At 57.8% G+C, this 18059-nt stretch carries 15 protein-coding genes; 4 read left to right on the top strand and 11 right to left on the bottom strand.

The window, feature by feature from the left end:
* Positions 1 to 282: 282 nt before the first annotated feature.
* Entirely contained in the window at positions 283 to 2958 is a 2676-nt protein-coding gene (locus ENI00_RS05945) for a nitrate reductase (protein WP_304100287.1), read from the top strand.
* Between the two features lie 27 nt (positions 2959 to 2985).
* Here the strand turns inward: ENI00_RS05945 and ENI00_RS05950 are convergent, their stop codons facing one another.
* The 8 genes from ENI00_RS05950 to ENI00_RS05985 all read right to left on the bottom strand — a co-directional run bounded on the left by ENI00_RS05950 (position 2986) and on the right by ENI00_RS05985 (position 9815).
* Positions 2986 to 3702: a hypothetical protein gene (locus tag ENI00_RS05950; RefSeq protein WP_304100289.1), complete on the bottom strand. Its 717-nt coding sequence runs from the start codon at positions 3700 to 3702 to the stop codon at positions 2986 to 2988.
* A gap of 125 nt (positions 3703 to 3827) precedes the next feature.
* A complete protein-coding gene (locus ENI00_RS05955; protein WP_304100292.1) occupies positions 3828 to 4346 on the bottom strand; it encodes an Hcp family type VI secretion system effector in 519 nt (172 codons plus the stop codon).
* 205 nt (positions 4347 to 4551) lie between these two features.
* A complete protein-coding gene (locus ENI00_RS05960; protein WP_304100295.1) occupies positions 4552 to 6282 on the bottom strand; it encodes a bifunctional protein-serine/threonine kinase/phosphatase in 1731 nt (576 codons plus the stop codon).
* Positions 6283 to 6355: 73 nt separating this feature from the next.
* Entirely contained in the window at positions 6356 to 7201 is an 846-nt protein-coding gene (locus tag ENI00_RS05965) for a formate/nitrite transporter family protein (RefSeq protein WP_304100298.1), read from the bottom strand.
* Positions 7202 to 7503: 302 nt separating this feature from the next.
* Positions 7504 to 8274 carry an energy transducer TonB gene (locus ENI00_RS05970; RefSeq protein ID WP_304100300.1) on the bottom strand — a complete coding sequence of 257 codons (771 nt, stop codon included), beginning with the start codon at positions 8272 to 8274 and terminating at the stop codon, positions 7504 to 7506.
* The gene (locus ENI00_RS05975; RefSeq protein ID WP_304100303.1) at positions 8271 to 8681 is read right to left on the bottom strand and encodes an ExbD/TolR family protein; all 411 of its coding nucleotides are present in this window, start codon (positions 8679 to 8681) and stop codon (positions 8271 to 8273) included. The genes ENI00_RS05970 and ENI00_RS05975 overlap by 4 nt, the downstream gene beginning before the upstream one ends.
* Positions 8678 to 9073 carry an ExbD/TolR family protein gene (locus tag ENI00_RS05980; protein WP_304100306.1) on the bottom strand — a complete coding sequence of 132 codons (396 nt, stop codon included), beginning with the start codon at positions 9071 to 9073 and terminating at the stop codon, positions 8678 to 8680. The genes ENI00_RS05975 and ENI00_RS05980 overlap by 4 nt, the downstream gene beginning before the upstream one ends.
* Positions 9060 to 9815: a MotA/TolQ/ExbB proton channel family protein gene (locus ENI00_RS05985; protein WP_304100309.1), complete on the bottom strand. Its 756-nt coding sequence runs from the start codon at positions 9813 to 9815 to the stop codon at positions 9060 to 9062. The genes ENI00_RS05980 and ENI00_RS05985 overlap by 14 nt, the downstream gene beginning before the upstream one ends.
* A 195-nt stretch (positions 9816 to 10010) precedes the next feature.
* Between ENI00_RS05985 and ENI00_RS05990 the strand changes: the two genes are divergently transcribed.
* Positions 10011 to 12356, top strand: coding sequence for a sensor domain-containing diguanylate cyclase (locus ENI00_RS05990; protein WP_304100312.1), 2346 nt, complete (start codon positions 10011 to 10013; stop codon positions 12354 to 12356).
* A gap of 23 nt (positions 12357 to 12379) precedes the next feature.
* On the opposite strand, the gene ENI00_RS05995 is transcribed toward ENI00_RS05990, so the two are convergent.
* Positions 12380 to 13522: a hypothetical protein gene (locus ENI00_RS05995; RefSeq protein WP_304100315.1), complete on the bottom strand. Its 1143-nt coding sequence runs from the start codon at positions 13520 to 13522 to the stop codon at positions 12380 to 12382.
* Positions 13523 to 13574: 52 nt separating this feature from the next.
* On the opposite strand from ENI00_RS05995, the gene ENI00_RS06000 reads away from it, so the two are divergent.
* The gene (locus tag ENI00_RS06000) at positions 13575 to 15074 is read left to right on the top strand and encodes an amidase (RefSeq protein ID WP_304100318.1); all 1500 of its coding nucleotides are present in this window, start codon (positions 13575 to 13577) and stop codon (positions 15072 to 15074) included.
* Between the two features lie 143 nt (positions 15075 to 15217).
* Positions 15218 to 15853 carry a hypothetical protein gene (locus ENI00_RS06005; RefSeq protein WP_304100320.1) on the top strand — a complete coding sequence of 212 codons (636 nt, stop codon included), beginning with the start codon at positions 15218 to 15220 and terminating at the stop codon, positions 15851 to 15853.
* 76 nt (positions 15854 to 15929) lie between these two features.
* Here the strand turns inward: ENI00_RS06005 and ENI00_RS06010 are convergent, their stop codons facing one another.
* On the bottom strand, positions 15930 to 17042 hold the full coding sequence (locus tag ENI00_RS06010; RefSeq protein WP_304100323.1) for a HupE/UreJ family protein: 1113 nt from the start codon (positions 17040 to 17042) through the stop codon (positions 15930 to 15932).
* Positions 17042 to 18059, bottom strand: a 1018-nt coding sequence (locus ENI00_RS06015) for a tetratricopeptide repeat protein (RefSeq protein WP_304100326.1), incomplete at its 5' end; no start/stop codon positions are given. The genes ENI00_RS06010 and ENI00_RS06015, both read right to left, overlap by 1 nt.

Genomic DNA, 18059 nt, shown 5'->3' on the forward strand with positions numbered 1-18059 from the left:
AAACAACACGTAAGGGGAAATGCACCGTTCCAGAAGGTGTTTTTACAGGTCTTGCCGGATTGCTTTAGTGCAGGCGGGCGGTCTTTTGCACCATTGTGAAACGAACCCCGCACATCGGTTTAGCGGTTGTCAAAGCCTGGTCGCCGGGCCACGAGCGCCATGCACCGCGTTTAAAGCCATTTTCTTGTCCGCAGGCCGCTGCTGGCCCTGTTATTGCAGCCGGCCCCGGGTATGAACGGAACAACCACCCAACACAGACAAAGAGGGCAAGACGTGGATCCCATGGTTAAACCGACTGTCAGCACGCAAACCACTTGCCCTTATTGTGGCGTGGGTTGCGGCGTTACGGCGACGCCATCAGGCGTAACCGGCGACGAAAGCCACCCGGCCAATCGGGGGCGGCTGTGTGTGAAAGGTTCGGCGTTGCATGAAACACTGGTGCCCCGGGGAAGGCTGTTGAGGCCCCGAATTGCGGGTGAGGACCGGAGCTGGTCAGAGGCCCTGGACCAGGTATCCAGCGCTATTCGTGATGCAGTCTCCCGGTTCGGCCCGGGGTCGGTGGCTTTTTACTTGTCGGGTCAGTTGTTGACGGAGGACTACTTCGTAGCCAACAAGCTCGCCAAGGGCTTTATTGGTACGCCCCATGTGGATACCAACTCCCGTCTTTGCATGTCCTCGGCAGTGGCCGCCCACAAACGCGCGTTTGGCGAGGACTGTGTGCCAGGGTGTTATGAAGACCTGGAGCTCGCGGACCTTCTGGTGCTGGCGGGTAGCAACGCCGTCTGGGCTCATCCCGTTCTTTACCAGCGGATGCAGGCTTCGCAACGGGCCGGCCGTCGGGTGGTGGTTATAGACCCCCGCCGAACCGCAACGGCAGAGCTTGCGGACATGCACCTCAAACTGAAACCGGGTACCGACACGATTCTGTTTAACGGCTTATTGGTGTGGCTGGTGCAGCACGAAGCCACAGACCAGAGCTACATTGTGGAACACTGCAGCGGGTTTGCACAAACGCTGGCTTGTGCACAAGAGATTGCGCCATCGGTGGTGTCAGTTGCGGCCCAATGCGATCTTGACGAAGACGACGTCGAGAGATTTTACCGCTGGTACGCCGAAACCCCTCTTACTGTGACAGCGTTTTCCCAGGGGGTTAATCAGGCGGTAACCGGCACTGACAAGTGCAACGCCATTATTAACTGCCATCTGGCTACGGGTCGTGTGGGCCGGCCGGGCGCCAGCCCCTTCTCGCTGACCGGCCAGCCCAACGCCATGGGTGGCCGGGAAGTCGGGGGCCTGGCCAATACTCTGGCCGCTCATATGGAATACGACACGGTAGGGGCTCGCGAACAGCTGGCCGGATTCTGGGGTACAGATCGCCTTCCGGAGGGCCCCGGGTTGAAGGCCGTTGATCTGTTTGAGGCCGTGCATCGCGGCGACATCAAGGTACTCTGGATTATGGGTACGAATCCGGCGGTTAGCCTGCCGGATTCGGCGCGGGTTTGTGAAGCGCTGGAACGTTGTCCGACGGTAATCGTGTCCGATTGTATGGCGAATACGGACACCACGGCGTTTGCCGATATTTTGCTACCGGCGGCTGGCTGGGGCGAAAAAGACGGCACCGTAACCAATTCGGAGCGTTGTATTTCCCGCCAGCGCGCCTTCCTGCCTTTGCCCGCCGAGGTTTGGCCAGACTGGCGCATACTGGCTTCGGTGGCGCGCGGGCTTGGGCATGCCAAGGCCTTCCCGTATCAGAGCCCTGGGGATGTTTTCCGGGAGCACGCGGCGCTTTCAAGCCTCGCTTGCAAGGTCAGTGATGGCCGTCAGATGTTTGATATCGGAGCGTTGGCCCACCTGACAGAGGCCCGGTACAACCAACTGAAGCCGATCCAGTGGCCTGTAACGGTGGATGAGGCCGGTGTTGCAACCGGCACCCCCCGATTGTTCGCTGACGGGCGTTTTGTCACAGATGACCGACGGGCCCGGATGGTGCCCATCTCTGCCGGGCTGCCCCGCCAGACCCCAACTCGCCATTATCCTTTCGTGGTCAACACCGGTCGGATTCGTGATCAATGGCACACCATGACACGGACAGCGCTGGCACCGCGGCTTCTGACACATCGCCAGGAACCCTTCGTTGAGATTCACCCGCGCGATGCGCTTCGCCTTGATGTTTGCGAAGGCGCTTTGTGTGAGCTCACCGGCCCCGGGCCTGCGCCCTTTATTGGTCGGGCCCGGATTACATCAGACCAGCGACCCGGGGACGTGTTTATACCGATTCACTGGAGTGGATGTTTTGCGTCACAAAGCGTGGCAACGAATCTGATCTCCGCCGTAACGGACCCGATTTCCGGGCAGCCGGAAAGCAAGCACGGTGTTGCCAGCCTTCGCCGGCTGCCCTGCAGGTGGCAGGCCCGTCTGATGCTGCGCCCTAAAGACGACAGGCAGCTGCGACTAACAGAGCTTTGTGACTACTGGTGCCGCCAGCCCTTGGCCCACAGTGATAGTTGGTGGCTGGCAGGCAGCCAGAGAATGAACTGGGAGTTTGAGGCGACTGGACTGTTGTCGGGAGAACCGCAGATGGTCATGGCCGATTCGGCGCAAGGCCGATTCCGGGCGGCCCGGGTGGTTGATGGCAGGTTGGCGGCCGTTCTTCTGGTGGATAACGCTGTTGATCTCCTGCCGGATCTGGCCTGGCTGGATGAATGCTTTGCCGCGGACCGGCTGAGCCAGGATCAGCGGAACTGTTTACTGGCGGGGCGAGCGGTTGACACAGAAGAGATCGGCGCGCTGGTGTGCAGCTGTTTTCAGGTGGGAGACCGTCAAATCATCAACGCCATCCGTGGCGGGCAGGATACGGTAGAGACACTGGGGAAAGCCCTGAAATGCGGCACCAACTGCGGCTCCTGTGTTCCCGAGATTCAGGAGCTGTTGCAGCATGAGCTGACAGAAGCCGGGTAGCCAGAACCCTGGACCCTGGACCCTGCCTCAGGGTGTCTTGCGCAGCATCGATATGGGAACGCGATAGCGCCGACCGCGGAATTTACCCGTTCCATCTACGGTACAGGTTTTCCGGTTGACCCGGATGATCACTCCGTGGAACTCCCGAGTGCCAGAGCCAAAGGCGACCGCATCCTCTACTTGCCAGGGCGACGGCTGGAGCGCCGGATCGGGGAGCTCGAAAGGTTCACTGGATAAAGGAATCTGGCGCTCAACCGCCCGCTTTGCCAGTGCTTCCCGAACCGCGTCAGAACGACCACTTTCACGCAACTCATCAAGAATGGCGTAGAAGTGCCGGTTGTGGACCGAACCGCGATAACGCTTGCCGGCGCTGTGTTGCAGCAGATGCGCAAACTCATGACAGCAGGTGTGCGCCAAAAGATTGAGCGTGCTCAACTCGCCGCCGAAATAGTCTTGTTTATGGATTTCCCGAGCCGAGAGCCAGCCACTGGCGGTGTCAGGCTGATGTTTGGCCTGAATCATGCGGAGGCCGTAGGTAATCTGATGCTGTTGTAATTGCGGGTCAAAACGATGGTAGGTCGCCTGCCCGGAACCCACACGGCACGCCAGAGTGCTGCCAGGTGCCCGTTGCTGGACGCTGGCTGCGGCGGGTTGCCAGAGTATGCTGTGCGTGACCTCGCACATCACATTGCCAAGATTCTGCGCGTGTATCGTGGATATGATCATAAAGATCAACGATGTCATGTTTACGTGCTAAAAACTATTTCCCCCGCGTATTTTCGCCCGCTTTTTTTGGATTTCGGTGTTTTTGTGGAACAAAAAAGAGAGCCGCAGCAAGGCTGCAGCTCTCTTTTATAAGCGGGTAGGTATTACGCCTCGATTGGCGAACGCCAGTCGTCTGCACCGGACGTGCCGGCAACGGCGTGTTCCCAGGTTACCTTGCGGTAGGACAGGGAAACGGTGACCAGCTGTGTGAAATCAGCGCTGGCGGTGTCCTGGCAGTGTGGCATGTTGCAGTTAACGTCGATGATGGTGGCGTCTTCCAGAATGGTGGAGAAGAAGTGCTCCTGCTTGCCCTCTACAGAGGTGCGGTACCACTTCAATTCTACCTTCGGCAACATTTCGCCAGACGCCAGAGCGTTGTACATCAGCGGTGTGGCTTTGTTCAGTGCGGATGTGAATTTGAACGGCTTGTGCACGCGCTGGCCGGAAGGCTGGCCAGACTGGGGATCTGTGGGAACGGTAACAACGTGGCTGAATTCCTGAACCAGCACTTCGTCTTCGTGCCCTTCAACGTAGATGTTACCGACCGAATCGGATGTGAAGGCACCGGCGGTGATGTTGCCCTGAGTTTGGCCTTCGATAGAGATATAACAAGGAGTTGGCATTGTCTGCTCCGTGACATTTAAGTGAATGTTCGTCCCCGGGGTGTTCCCTGGACGGGCTTTCTCATTACAATGTGTATGCCAACATAATAAAAATCTTTAAAAACAAAGAGATAAAAATATTTCCGGCCGAGGCTTCAGAGTGATGAGCAAACCCTTGCCTGGCGATCGGGCGAGCTTTTGCTGGTCGGGCAACAAGTTGCCCGGATTACAGTCGATAGACGAACGACAGCACGAGGGCGAGCAGCAACAGGACCGACAGCCCTTGCCAGAAGCCCAGCGGATGGCGCTCGATCAGAGGTTTACGATGTTGTTTTTGCCAGTGATGACCGGGCTGGCGCAGATCGAACATAAATTCAGACAGTGCCGGATAACGTTTGTGGGGTTCCGGATGCAGGGCCCGCGCGAGGGCCTCATCCACCCAGCCTGGCAGGTCGTCGCGGTACAGGCGGGCGGGGTGGTAGGTAAGCCGGCGCAACTGGTTCTGATTGCGGATGCCTGGCACGCGGGTGCCGTAGGGCAATTGGCCGGTTAGCAGCTGGTAGGTAATCACACCAAGGGAAAACTGGTCGGCCTGCCAGTTGGTGGGTTCGCCCAGAAAGGTTTCCGGTGCGCTGTAAAGTGCTGCGCCCCGGGGCCAGGTGGGTTCGTTATGCTCCCGGAGTTCCTGCAGGCCGGCGATGCGGGTTGCGCCAAAGTCGATCAGCACTAAGGTGCCCTGGTCGTCGATCAGAATATTGTCCGGCTTCAGGTCCTGGTGCACCATTTCCAACCGGTGAAAAGCCCGCAGCCCCCGGGCTATTTGTTCCACCAACTGGCGCACGGTCTCCAGGGGTGGGTTCGGGTTGTCCAGCAACCATTGCTTGAGACTGGTTCCCTGCACGTATTCGGTGGCCAGGTACAGACAACTGCGTTGCCGTTGTGGCGCAAAGGGTCGCACCACATGGGGGCTGTTGATGCGCTGGGCCACCCATTGCTCCGTGTTGAAGTGTTCCAGCGCTCTGGGGTCTTGCTGCATGTCCATGGCCGGTACTTTGATGGCCACTTGTCGATTGCTGGCCTCGTCCACCGCCAGGTAGACATGGCTGCGGCTGCTGGCATGAATCAGCCGCAGGGCCCGGTAGCCGTCCAACAACTGCCCCGGCAACAGCTCGGGAGCGAACGGCAGTTGGTGGGCATCCAGAGTAATGTCTTCATTGCTCTTTTGAGTGGGTATCGAGTCCACTCGCACAATCTGCGCACTCAGATTATCGTCGCTGCCGTGAGCGAGTGCCGCTGCGATCAACTGCCTGGCTGCAGCGTCCGGATCGTCGCCGGATTCCCGGATGATTCCGGCCATGTCGCCTTCCGACAAGTGCTCGTACACGCCATCGGTTGCCAGCACAAAGGTGTCACCGGGCCACACAGGTACGGTCAGGTAGTCAATGTCCAGTTGCGAGCTCAGGCCCATGGCCCGATTCAGGCAGCTTTCGTCCCGAGACAGCCAGACCCGGTGATCGGTTGTCAGTTGTTCCAGAACCTTACCCTGTAATCGATAAATGCGAGCGTCGCCCACATGGAAGAGGTGGGCTGTGGCGGATTTCAGGATCAGCACACTGAGGGTGCACACATAACCGCGATCCTGATCATACCGGTACCGGCTTTGCCGGGTCTGGGCATGCAGCCAGGCGTTGCTTGCTCGCAATACCCGTTGAGCGGACTGTTTGACCGACCAGCTCTCCGGAGTCGAGTAGTAGTCACTCAAAAACCCCGCGACCGCAGACTCACTGGCAATCTGGCTGACGTTGCTGGAGCTGATGCCGTCGGCGATGGCCACCGCGATGCCTTTGGACTGCAGTTGTTGATTGCCTGGAATAATCAGGCCATGGAAGTCCTGGTTAACCGGCTTGTGGCCTTTGTCCGAGTGCTGGCCAGTGGTAACCGAAAGCTGGGAGATCATGGGTAATTTTGCCTCAGACAACGGCACAAAGCCCGGAAGATGCAGCTTCGGGCTTCGTGCGCTCTGCAGTGGTTTAGTTGGCGCGGGTTTTCACACCCTCGTAGCTGCCAGGGAAGTTACGCTTGGGCGCAGTGCGAATGTGCGTGGCATAGAGAGTAAGACCGGTAAAGGACAGGCCGCCCACCAGATTGCCCAGCACAGTCGGGATCTCGTTCCAGACGAAGTAGTCCAGGATGGAGAACTCGCCGCCCATCATCAGGGCGAACGGGAACAGGAACATGTTGACGATTGAGTGCTCAAAGCCCATGTAAAAGAACAGCATGACCGGCATCCACATGGCCAGCACCTTGCCCGGCACCGTTGTGGAAATCATTGCGCCCACCACACCCAGAGAAACCATCCAGTTGCACAGCATGCCGCGCAGAAAAATCGTTACCCAGCCGGCCGTTCCGTATTCGGCATAGCCCAGAGTGCGGGTTTTGCCTACGCTGGCAATCTTGTCGCCAACGGCGCCTGGGTCGGTGTTAAAGCCGTAGGTGAAGACAAAGGCCATGATCAACGCGACGGTCAGTGCGCCGCCGAAATTGCCCAGAAACACCCAGCCCCAGTGGCGTAGTATGCCTTTGGCGTCGACCCCGGGCCGTTTGTCCAGCAGGGCCAATGGCGTCAGCATGAATACACCGGTGAGCAGGTCGAAGCCCATTAAGTAAAGCATGCAGAATCCGACCGGGAACAGAATGGCGCCGGCCAGCGGGCTGCCGGTCTGAACGGCCACGGTAATGGCAAATACCGCCGCCAAAGCCAGAATGGCGCCGGCCATGAACGCCCGGATCAGCACATCCCGGGTGGCCATGTAAATTTTGGATTCGCCGGCGTCCACCATTTTGGTGACGAATTCCGAAGGCATGATGTAAGACATAGAGTGATCCCCTGGGCTTTTCTGGCCGTCTTTTCGACAGGCGTAAAAAAACGGCATTGCTCTCAGGCCGCCGTTGATTGGCCGGTGTGAGCAGACGCCGTTGTCTGAAACCGTTTTGAGTTTGGGCAGATAACCAAGATCTGCTGAACAAGCCTCAGCAGATGCCGTGCCAGTCTTGAAAAGTTTTAATAAAAGCCTTTTTATTCAATGGTTAATGCGATGAAGTGCGGCCAGGGTTGGTTGCAAACAACCGAAATTTCCTGCACCGGCTCAGTGCGATTTGTACCGCCTTGGTGCGAATGTCAGCGCAGGCTGAACCTGACGGGCAATGCGTAGCTGAACGTTCGGCCAGACATGTCATCCGGCACGGGAGGCAGGGGTGCCGCTTGCTCCAGCATGGAAAGAGCGGCTTTATCCAGCAGCGGGTGGCCAGATTTAGTGCGTAAGCTGCGCCCGATAAGCGAGCCGTCCCGGCGGAATTCAAAGGTGATAACCGGCGCACCTTCCTGGCCCAGACGGCGTGCCCGCCGGGGGTATTCATAAAACCGGGAAAGGTGCCGGCTCAATCTTGACAGGTAGTCATTGACGGCTGAGGGATTGCCAGCGTTCTGTAACGGGACTCGGGATTGCGACTCGGAATCGCCAGTCTCGGGCGACAGGTCAGAGCGTTCGCCTTCTGGCGCCTCTTTTGGCGCAGTATCCGTTGGCTCAGGGGTGCTGATGTCCGAGGTTTCAAGGTGCGTTACCTTTTCTGGCTCTGGCTCTGGCTCTGGCTCTGGCTCTGGGATGGGCGCCTGTTTTGCTTCAGGTTTTGCTTCAGGTTTTGGTTTTGGTTTTGGTTTTGGTTTTGGCTTGGATTTTTGCTCAGGTTCGGGCTTTGCTTCTTCCGCAGGTGCCGGGGTTGTTTTGCCAGCGAGAGAAATCTTGATAGCGGGGGCTGTATTGACGGTCGCATTGCCGAGCTGGTTTATCTCGATGGGCGTCTTGGGCATAGCGGCCATGAGAATCCCCGCGCTCAGCACAACGGAGATGGCCACCAGGCTCAAGCGAACCGCCCTTCCCGTTCCGTTCACGTTTCAGGCTCCGTCAACAGCAGAATTTCTTTATAGCCGCCCTGCTCCAGGGTGCGAAAAAGGCGTTCCAGGTCAGCCATGGCGATGGTGCCGGCGGCGGCTATTTTCAGGGGGTTCTGTGCGTCCGGCTTTGGCAGTTGCTGAAGCAGCGCTTGTTCATCCAGTGTTTCTCCACGGATGCGCCAGTTACCTTTGGCGTCCACCAGCAAGTCGGCACGGGGTGAGTGCTGCTGGGTGCCTGGTGGTGTGGCCGGCAGATCGGGCAAAGCGTCATCGGCGAGTTGGCCGGCTACGATAAAAAACATCAGCAGCAGAAAAACCAGGTTGATGAGCGGTAAAAGCGCTCTCTCCACCCGGTCCATTAGCGACGTGCCGGAGGTGGAGGGCGGAGGTGCCAGTTCGGTCATGGTGTTTCTTCGGTCGCCCGTTTCCAGTGGGTTTGGATACCATCACGTGACAGCTCGCCCAGGGTGGCGGTGAACAGGCTCAGCTGAGCGTTGGGCGCGGTTGTAAGATTGACTTCGGAAATGCCGGCGTGGCGCAATTCAGGCAGCAACTGCGCTATGGGGAGTGTCAGTTCCTGCCACTGTACCTCGCCCGCCTGAGTGACGGTCAGTAATGGCAGTGGTTCGCCTGTGACGGTGCTGCGATTGTCAGTGCTGTTGGCAAGCTCCAGATGATCCACCGGCAGCAGCCGGCTGGTTAGCATAAAAAACACCAGCAGAATGAACACCACATCAATCAAGGGCGTAATGCGAATCGGGAGAGGCCGATTGGGCCTGGGTTCAATCAGTTGCATGGGCGAAGCGTGGTCGGTCGCGATTCTCGAACGCCTGCTCGTTGACAGGTTCAGGTTGGCCGGAAAAAACTTTGGGCGTCACGCTCAGCACAGAAACCAAAGAACCGTTGATCACTTTGTGAATGCGCTTCAGCCGGAATTCTATCCAGGCCGCGAGCGCTGAGAACGGTATGGCGACAATAAGGCCGGCGGCGGTTGTGGTCAGGGCCTCATAGATGCCGCCACTTAGCTGCGACGCATTGGCGCGGCCTTCTGTTGCAGCCATGGCGCTGAAGGCGTCCATCATGCCCAGAACGGTTCCCAGCAGACCAAGCAAGGGCGCAAGGGCGGCGATGACCTCAATAATTTTCAGTGGCGCTTCAAAAGGTTCAAGTGACTGCTGTGCATCTCGCGCAGAAGTTTCGCGTACCTGCTGGCCATCCTTGTTTTTCTGAAGCGCCTCAATGGTATTGGTTATCAGATTTTGCAGGGGGTTCAGTTTCGCCCAGCGGCTTGTTTGCTCACGAATGGCCTGAGGGTTCACTCTGGCAGGGTCCTGTTGCCAAAGCGTAATAGTGGTTTTAAGTTTTTTGGACAATCTGGGCGCGTAAAGTGCGCCCAAAAGTATCAGATAGATAAACGTGACGAGGCCCAGCACGGCCATCCCAAGCAGCACCAGCATCACCGGGCCACCCATGGCTAACAGTTGGTTGAGCGGGCCATCCGCCGCAGTGGAACTGAGTGGACCCAGGAGATTATTCATGGCTTTTAGTGCCTTTTCGTAAGCTTGATGCAAATCATAACGATTATCGTTGAATTTGCAAGTATGTAATCTTCCAGGTTCCGGGCCTCTGTTAGAATTCATGTCGCTGTTGAACGCACTCTTGCGAACGATTTGATTTGAAACCGGAGGCCGTACTATCTGCACACAATCCCTTCATAACAGAGCCATTCTGCGGTGCTGATCAGCCGTTGGTTAAACAGTCTGGTGAATCGGGCAGTGCTTCTGGTTGTCGGTGTTGTGGTTCTGACAGCGTTGTTGGTTGCGCTCACCGGTTCGCTCCTCAGCCGGGCCGAACTTGAGCAGCAAGCCACAAAGCAGGTGGCCACCATTGCACAATTGGTTGCAGGCGAGCTGGATGACAAGCTGTCAAAGCGTCGGGAAGCACTCACACACGTGGCCCAGGGATTCACCATGAGTGGAATCGCTTTTGAGGCGCGCGCGAAAATACTGATGCGTCGGCAGGCCGCACTAAAGCACCTTTTCGATGGTCTCTACCTGATCGATGCCCAGGGTAAAATACTTGCCGAGTACCCTGAGGCGCTGAATATGATCGGGATGGACGTCAGCAGCCGCCCATACTTTCGCCAGGTCTCGGGGCAACTGACTCCGTTGGTTAGCCAGCCATACCGTTCGTACTATCAGGGAAAGCCCGCCGTTATGGTGGCGGCTCCTGTGTTCGACCATCAGCAGCGTTTTATTGGCATGCTCGGGGGCGCAATTTCGCTTGCCGGGGAGCATCTGATTAAAGATTTGTCCGATATTCGCATTGGCAAAACCGGTTACCTGGCCATAGTGACGCGCAGTGGGACGGCTCTGGCAAATGGCCGCACCGGTGATGTCATGCAGTTGCTAAAAAGCACCAACCCGATACTCCAGGGCGCCATGGATGGTCTTGAGGGAACGGCCAACACGCGTAACAGCGAGGGCGAGAATATTATCCTGTCGGTACAGCAGATGCTTGAAGTGCCCTGGTTTGTGGCAGCCGCGTGGCCGGCCCGGGAAGCCTATGCACCTGCCACGCGTATTAAGGATGCCTTTTTGTGGATGTTGCTGGCCGTGATCCTGTTGGTTGTTCCGCTTGCCATGTGGCGTTTTCGTCGCCTCATGGCGCCGTTACAGGACCTGGGGCAACAGGTGCATGAGCGCCATCTGGGCGTGCGAACCAAACCTGTCGGTGGCGTTGGGGGCTCGGAAATTCGCCAGGTGGCCGATATATTTAACATGGTGATGGATGAGCGCGACGATGTTCTGAGCTCTCTGGCCGAGCGGGAGGCGTTTTTCCGTTCACTGACCCGTGGCGCGCCCATCGGCATTGTGCAGGCCGATGTTCTTGGTCGTATCGAGTTTGTGAATCCGGTATTTGAAAGCATTGTTGGCAGGACGTTGGCCGAGCTTGGCGGCACGCCCTTGTTCGACTGCATCCTGGAAGGTGATCGCAAGGCCGTTACAGATGGCTGGCACCAGGCCCTGCACCAGCAGGCCGTGTTCAGTGAGCGCTTCCGGCTGCAGGAGCTGAACGCTGGCCGCCCGGTTTGGTGCGAGGTGATGACGGCCACGCTTGAAACATCGGAAAAGGTGATGGGTACCATCACGGTTGTGCGGGATATTTCTCATGAGCTTGAAGTAGAGGAAGCGCTGCGGGACGAGCAACAACGAGCGGAAAACATACTGGGAGTGATGCAGGACGGCGTGCTGATGGCAGACACGGGCGGGGTTATTCGCTACGCAAATCACGCGGTAGGTCGTTTCCTGGACGCTGACGGAGAATACGTGGGCAAAAACGTGTTTGAACTGGTTAGCATTGATCACGAAGACCAGGCGCTCAGCCATGAGTGGTTTCTTGAGCGCGACGATCTTGACAGCCTCTACGTTACCTTGCGCAATTGCAGCGAGGGTATTTTTGATGTGGATCTCAGCATGATTCACATTCGTCAGGGGCGGAAGGATGAACGGCTGGTATTTGTGCTGCGGGATGATACGGAGCGCCGGCGTGAAGAAGAACGATTGTCCTGGGAAGCGACGCACGACAGCCTTACTCACCTGTTGAACCGTCGCGCCTTCATGGTGTCGCTGAATAAATGTCTTGGTGAAGCGGCGCGTCAAAGCGCGAGTTCGGTGCTGTTGCTGATTGATCTCGACCACTTCAAACCCGTGAACGATGAAGGTGGGCATTTGCTCGGTGATGAGCTGCTCCGGCGCCTCGCGGATCTGTTCCAGGAGACGGTACGCCGCGCGGATACGGTTGCCCGGCTTGGCGGTGACGAGTTTGGTATTATTCTGCCGGCGTGCGGTTTGGCCAGGGCACAAGCGCTTGCCGAGCGTATTTGTGCCGGGGTTGAGGCCCTTGAGGTGGAGCAGGACGGGCGCCGGTTCGGAGTCACCGCCAGTATTGGTATGACCGAACTGGTGGCTGCAGATCGCGACCCCAAAGACGTGATCGCACGGGCAGATGAAGGCGCTTATCTTGCGAAATCCCAGGGCCGCAACCGGGTAGCAATAACGCCCGCGCCAGGGCAATAATCAGCGTGCGCATGCCTGCGTTATCACGGGCGCCATGCGCAGAACTCTGCGGATCTGAGCTTGGGGGTCTGGCACAGCGTTTCGGTTGCCAATTGCACATCCGCAACGTAATACAATGACGCCAACCCCAGCCTGTCCCGACCCAGGTTGTGGAACACCATACCAAACGCGATATCGCCGGCGGTAAAACGCTCGTGATGGGCTGCAAAGTACTCAGCAGGTTTGGCCAGGATCTCGTCATCAAGAAGCGCCTGAACACGGCTTGCGCCCCCGTGGTAGGCCTGAACCAATAACAGCATGAACAGTTCATTGCGTTTGCTTTGCGGCAGGTGGCCAAAACGCATGTCGAACGCCGGCTGAAGATTGCGGGCGTTCTGGTGCATCAGGCGCAGCGCACAATCGATTTGCGCCAGACGATGCCAATAGTTTTGTGGTTTGATCTGGCAGTCGTTCAGTGCGGACGGTGAAAGCTGAAGAATGCCCTTGGCGTTGGCGCTGGAGTGCGCGCGCACCTGCCCCCCGCTTTCAATCAGAATTTGCCCGGCCAGATATCGGGTCAGAACCTCGGGCAGCTTAAAACGATTTTGCTCGCTCCGGCGCTGAATAATGTACATGAGCGCATCGTGCAAAGAGCCGGGCTGTTCGCGGGTGGCGAACGAGAGGTCATCCCAGGCGCCCCACACGCGATCTGTTGCCTGTGAGCCCAGATACCGGTTAACGGAGGCGTCCAGATCAACATGGGGCTGGTCACAGGCCAGGGCAAACGGATAACCCCTTGTGTCAGCATCACCGGCAATCCATTCGTCGGTCCGCCCGTCGTCGTGCAGCGACTGGCGGATATCGTTCAAGTATTTTTGCGTTGTTGCACTGTCGTCACCATTACTGATCCAGCCCAGAAACTCCCCCCGCATGTCGAACAGAATGTGGCGATCCGGGTTTGAGCAATATCCCGACTCTTCCAGTACCCAGCGACGGATGGTGAGAATGTTCTTGTAAACGCCCTGGCTCACCCAGTAAGGCGAATTCCTCACAATAGCTTTCCAGCCGGCGGGGGCAGCAGGTTCATCCCTGGCCTGATCCTCTTCGGCCAGCGCAGGCACTTGCACGAGCGTGGTCAGGATGAAAATCAGGACAAGCTGACGTAAGCTTGCGAATAGTGAGTTCATAAACGATAGGTCCGTGATAACCCGAGCACCACAATAACAAATGGGCGCTACTATGAAGCAGTCTGAATATCTTCGTTACGATGCCACTGCATTGGCGGATCTGATACGCCGTGGTGAAGTGACCTCCGGTGAAGTATGCGAGGCTGCAGTGCAACGGGCAACCTCTGTGAACGGTTCTCTTAATGCGATCTGCTCGCCCCAGTTTACCGATGCGCTGAAGCAGGATTTTCCTGAGCAAGGCGTGTTTGCTGGTGTTCCTCTGTTACTCAAGGATCTGGCGCAGGAACAGGCTGGTCAACCCTGCACCTATGGCAGTCGCAGCTTTAAAAATAATATTGCGTCACAGGATTCCGAGTTTGTGCGCCGGGCCCGCGCAGGCGGGCTGGTTTTTTTAGGGCGAACGGCAACGCCGGAGTTCGGTCTCAAGGCGATTACTGAATCGGAACTGTGGGGGCCATCGCGCAACCCCTGGAACACTCAGCTAACTCCCGGTGGCTCAAGCGGCGGCTCCGGCGCCTCCGTTGCGGCCGGCATTGTGCCCATGGCCGGGGCCAACGACGGTGGCGGCTCCATCCGGATACCCGCAGCCTATAACGGACTGTTCGGGCTCAAACCCTCTCGTGGTCGCATTTCCAGTGGCCCCCTTGCAGGCGAATCCTGGACCGGCGCCTCCACGGACCATGTGGTTACCCGCACCGTGCGCGACAGCGCAGCCATGCTGGACGTGCTGCGTGGCGCGGCGCCCGGCGATCCATTTGTTATCCCGGCCCCGGGCTCCGCTTATGGGGATTTGATGCGAAAATCACCGGGCAATCTGAAGATTGGCGTGTTCACGTCGTCTCCCTACAACACGTCGGTTGCGCCGGAATGCATGGCGGCGGTTGAGGAAACGGCGCGAATTCTGGAAGGCCTGGGGCACAAGGTTGAATACGCCCGGCCGGAGTTTGATGGTATGGCACTGGCACGCTGCTATCTGGGTCTTTATTTTGGTGAGGTTGCCGCCATGATGGCGAAGGCCAAGGACCAGTTTGGCGCCAGGGACAGCGATTTTGAGCTGGATACCCGGCTGATTGGAATGCTGGGCAACACCATGCCGCTGTCAGATTACGTGCTTCGCCGCCAGCAATGGAACGAGTTCGCCCGTGCCCTGGCGGTCTTTTTTGGCCGTTATGATCTCTACCTGTGCCCCACCACCGGCCAATTGCCCGCCCGCATCGGTGAGTTGGAAACACCGGCACACCTGAAGCTGGCGGCAAAGCTGATGTTGGCGCTCAAAGCCGGGAAAACGCTGCATCGCAGCGGCCAGGTAGATCAGATGGCGATGGAAAGTCTCGCTCGAACGCCGTTTACACAGTTTGCCAATCTCACCGGAACCCCCGCCATGTCGGTGCCCATGCACTGGACAGCCGAGGGCCTTCCGGTTGGCGTGCAGTTTGGCGCATCCCATGGTGGTGAGGACGTATTGCTGCAATTGGCGGCCGAGCTTGAAGAGGCTGCGCCCTGGCTTGGTTATTACGAGCGACTTGAAAATGCGTTCCCGGCTGCGGGTTGATACTTTTAACGTTGCGACCTTGCGGGTTGTGATCCGTTGACGTAAAGCCCACGTTTATCTTTGTATGCCTAACAGGCTATGCTGTACATCAGGGAGATCTTCTTCCTGAAATACCCTGATGGCATCGAGGAGGCGAGCGTATTATGAACCAACCGATGGCAATCGACGATCTGGTATCCGTAGCACAGGCAGAAGCCATGGGGGAGCTTGACGCTCCCATGATGGCGATTGTTCTGGCCAGCGAACAAAGCTATGACTTGCCCATTAACTCACTGGAAACCGATGCCGACAAGGCACGCTGGGGACTGATTCTCCGCGCTGCCCGCGAACATGTTGAGGCAGACGCCGTGGCGGTTCTCTACCCCGCATGGACAACCATCCGCCACAAAAAAACAAAACCGGCACAGGAGGAAGGCATTGAAACCTCGGCTGAGGCCGTGGTGGACAGCTCTCAAGACCGCACCGAGGACGAGTCAAGCGAGCCAATAGACACGTTGTTCGTGCAGCTCCATACCCGGGATCACGTGTACTGGAGAGGGTTTGAACAGATCCGTGATCCGAAGCATCAACGCATCATCGGCTTTCGCCGAATCAAGGCGTTGTCTACGGATTACAAGCGTGATGAGGAACCTTCGGTTGCATCCTGGCTCAGCACTTTGTTTGAGCCTCTGCCCGAGCACGGCGAAGAAAGTGATTTGGACCTTGAGTTGTCTGACCTTCTGGAAGAGCCCGAAGTAAGCGCGGCGCTTTATCCACGGCAGCTGCGAGCGCTGCACTGATCTGACACTGTGAAGTCGTAAAGCAAAAGCCGGGCTTATTAACAGCCCGGCTTTTCGGGTTTTAACCGTAACGTCTCTAAATAGAGCTCGCCCGCTCTGCCACCCACATCAAGCTTACGGCGCCTACGCCCAGAAGAATCAGCGGCACCACAATCCGTTGATACACCTTAACGTGTGCCAGGGCATACAGCAGTGGGAAGCCAATGATCAGCAAGCCTAGCTGCCCAAACTCCACGCCCAGATTGAAGCCAGCGAGGGCAACCGCCAGGTTGGAAATACCGCCGGTCAGGTCGGCCAACACGCTGGCAAAGCCGAAGCCGTGCACCAGCCCGAACGCGAACGCCAGCTTCCAGGTTTTCCGGCCCAGAAAGGGCCAGACTACATTGAGCGCGGCTGCGGCGATGGAGAGCGCAATCACGATTTCTACCCAAGCTATCGGCAGCCTGATTATATTCAATGCAGACAGTGCCAGAGTAATCGAGTGGGCCACCGTAAAGGCCGTCACGATGCCTGTTAACTGCAGCAACCGTGATTTTAATGATCGATCTTTGCCCTGGTCTTGCTGTTCGCGGGTGATCAACGTAGCCGGCAATATCAGCACTAACAGAAACAATATGTGATCGAGCCCCGCCAGCAAGTGAACAATGCCCTCATAGAGAAACGTTTTGAAGGTGCTCCACGCCCCAATCGGACCCGCGGTGAGGTCAACAATCTGCTGCTCGGGAGACAACACCGTGAGAGACCGGGTGTCTCCCGAGGTGATCTCGACCAGCCCCCGGTGCAGGCTGTCCCGATCGAACAGCAGCGTGTACTTGATCTGTTCCGGAAGCTCGCCGTCAGGGCACTCAACCCGGTACCGGGCGGCCAGATAAGGACCGTCGCTGTGTGAGCTCAAACCCCAGTCCTGCCCCCTGAGCTGACAGGCGCCCTGCTCGGTGGTCAGAGTAATGGCGTTTTCAACCGTTTGCGTGGCGAGGTTCCGCTGGGCACGAAGTTCCTGGCCCGTTACGTTCTGGTCACCGTTTGCGTCCAGGGGAACCAGCAACGCCAGGTCTCGCAGGGCCACATCAATTCTTACCTCGGAGGCATCCATGTCCACGTAAAGAAAGCTGTCACTCGCCTTGTGGGCCAGGGCCGAGCCTGCGAAAGCCAACATGGCTACCATGGCCAAAAGCTGTTTGGCGGACATCACGACTCCTCCGGATAGCGGGCGTCCGCTTGATTGTGCTGTTTAAGCCAGGCACGTAGCTGGCTGAGCGCTGCGCTGTCTTGCGCCGCAATAGCGGCTCTGAGTGCCAGGCGGGTATCCAGGGGTTCGCGTTGTGTTGCCCAATTGGATATCGCATGCGCGGCGGCATCCTCTGGTCGCTGGTCGATATCCAGCTCGAAGCGGGCCAGATCACGTTGATGCAACATGGAGCCGCGCCATATAGCTTCTTCAAACCGCTCTCGCAACCGGGAAGCCAGGGCCTGTTCGCCTGGATCGTTCACGCGTCGCATGGCGATGGCGCGAATAACCGCCAGATTGTCTACGGCCTCATAACCTTCAGTGAGAACCAGAGCCTGTTCGGGATTGTCATTCTGAACGTACCAGTCCGCCAACTGTGCCCGAATGTACAAATCATCCGGATCCTGGCTCAGCACCTGCTGCCAGTGCCCGGCGGCAGAGGCGTAGCCGAGTTGTGCGGCAATGTCGCCCAGCGTGCCCTGGGCCCAGAGGTAACCCTGGTTGTTTGCGCCGTTTCCGAACCGGGTTACGGCGGCCAGCTTGTTGTACGCGGATTCGGCGGCTCCGGTGCGGGCGGCCACCTGGGCGTGACAGCTCGCCGCGATCAAGCCTGGGCGTTCTGCCGTTAACTGCTCACAGAATGCCTGTGCCTCGTTATAATTTCCCTGAACAATCTCGATGTTGGCCAAGGTTAACAGCGCCTGAGCTCTTTGCGTCGGCACATCAGAGCGGCTGAGCACGGTTTTGAAGTCTTGGCGTGCCGCATCAAACTGATGAAGGCTCTGGGCCAGCGTTCCCCTTAGCACCCGCAATGAATCTGTTAAGTCCTGCCCTGCCTGTTGCTTGAAGAGTCGTTCGGCATAGCCCAGAAAACGGGGATCGCCACTGCGGCGTGCCTCCGAAATCAATCGTTTTACTTCCCGGGCCATGGCTTCCGGGGAAGAAGGGACACGGTCATTGGCGGGCGCAGACGCAGGC

Origin of the sequence: Marinobacter antarcticus, assembly GCF_011049865.1 — a bacterium.
Classification (GTDB): Bacteria; Pseudomonadota; Gammaproteobacteria; order Pseudomonadales; family Oleiphilaceae; genus Marinobacter; species Marinobacter antarcticus_A.

Bases quoted from the DNA above. Each gene is read 5' to 3' on its own strand.
- ENI00_RS05945 (WP_304100287.1), top strand. From the start codon at position 283: ATGGTTAAACCGACTGTCAGCACGCAAACCACTTGCCCTTATTGTGGC.
- ENI00_RS05950 (WP_304100289.1), bottom strand. From the start codon at position 3,702: ATGACATCGTTGATCTTTATGATCATATCCACGATACACGCGCAGAAT.
- ENI00_RS05955 (WP_304100292.1), bottom strand. From the start codon at position 4,346: ATGCCAACTCCTTGTTATATCTCTATCGAAGGCCAAACTCAGGGCAAC.
- ENI00_RS05960 (WP_304100295.1), bottom strand. From the start codon at position 6,282: ATGATCTCCCAGCTTTCGGTTACCACTGGCCAGCACTCGGACAAAGGC.
- ENI00_RS05965 (WP_304100298.1), bottom strand. From the start codon at position 7,201: ATGTCTTACATCATGCCTTCGGAATTCGTCACCAAAATGGTGGACGCC.
- ENI00_RS05975 (WP_304100303.1), bottom strand. From the start codon at position 8,681: ATGACCGAACTGGCACCTCCGCCCTCCACCTCCGGCACGTCGCTAATG.
- ENI00_RS05980 (WP_304100306.1), bottom strand. From the start codon at position 9,073: ATGCAACTGATTGAACCCAGGCCCAATCGGCCTCTCCCGATTCGCATT.
- ENI00_RS05985 (WP_304100309.1), bottom strand. From the start codon at position 9,815: ATGAATAATCTCCTGGGTCCACTCAGTTCCACTGCGGCGGATGGCCCG.
- ENI00_RS05995 (WP_304100315.1), bottom strand. From the start codon at position 13,522: ATGAACTCACTATTCGCAAGCTTACGTCAGCTTGTCCTGATTTTCATC.
- ENI00_RS06000 (WP_304100318.1), top strand. From the start codon at position 13,575: ATGAAGCAGTCTGAATATCTTCGTTACGATGCCACTGCATTGGCGGAT.
- ENI00_RS06005 (WP_304100320.1), top strand. From the start codon at position 15,218: ATGAACCAACCGATGGCAATCGACGATCTGGTATCCGTAGCACAGGCA.
- ENI00_RS06010 (WP_304100323.1), bottom strand. From the start codon at position 17,042: ATGTCCGCCAAACAGCTTTTGGCCATGGTAGCCATGTTGGCTTTCGCA.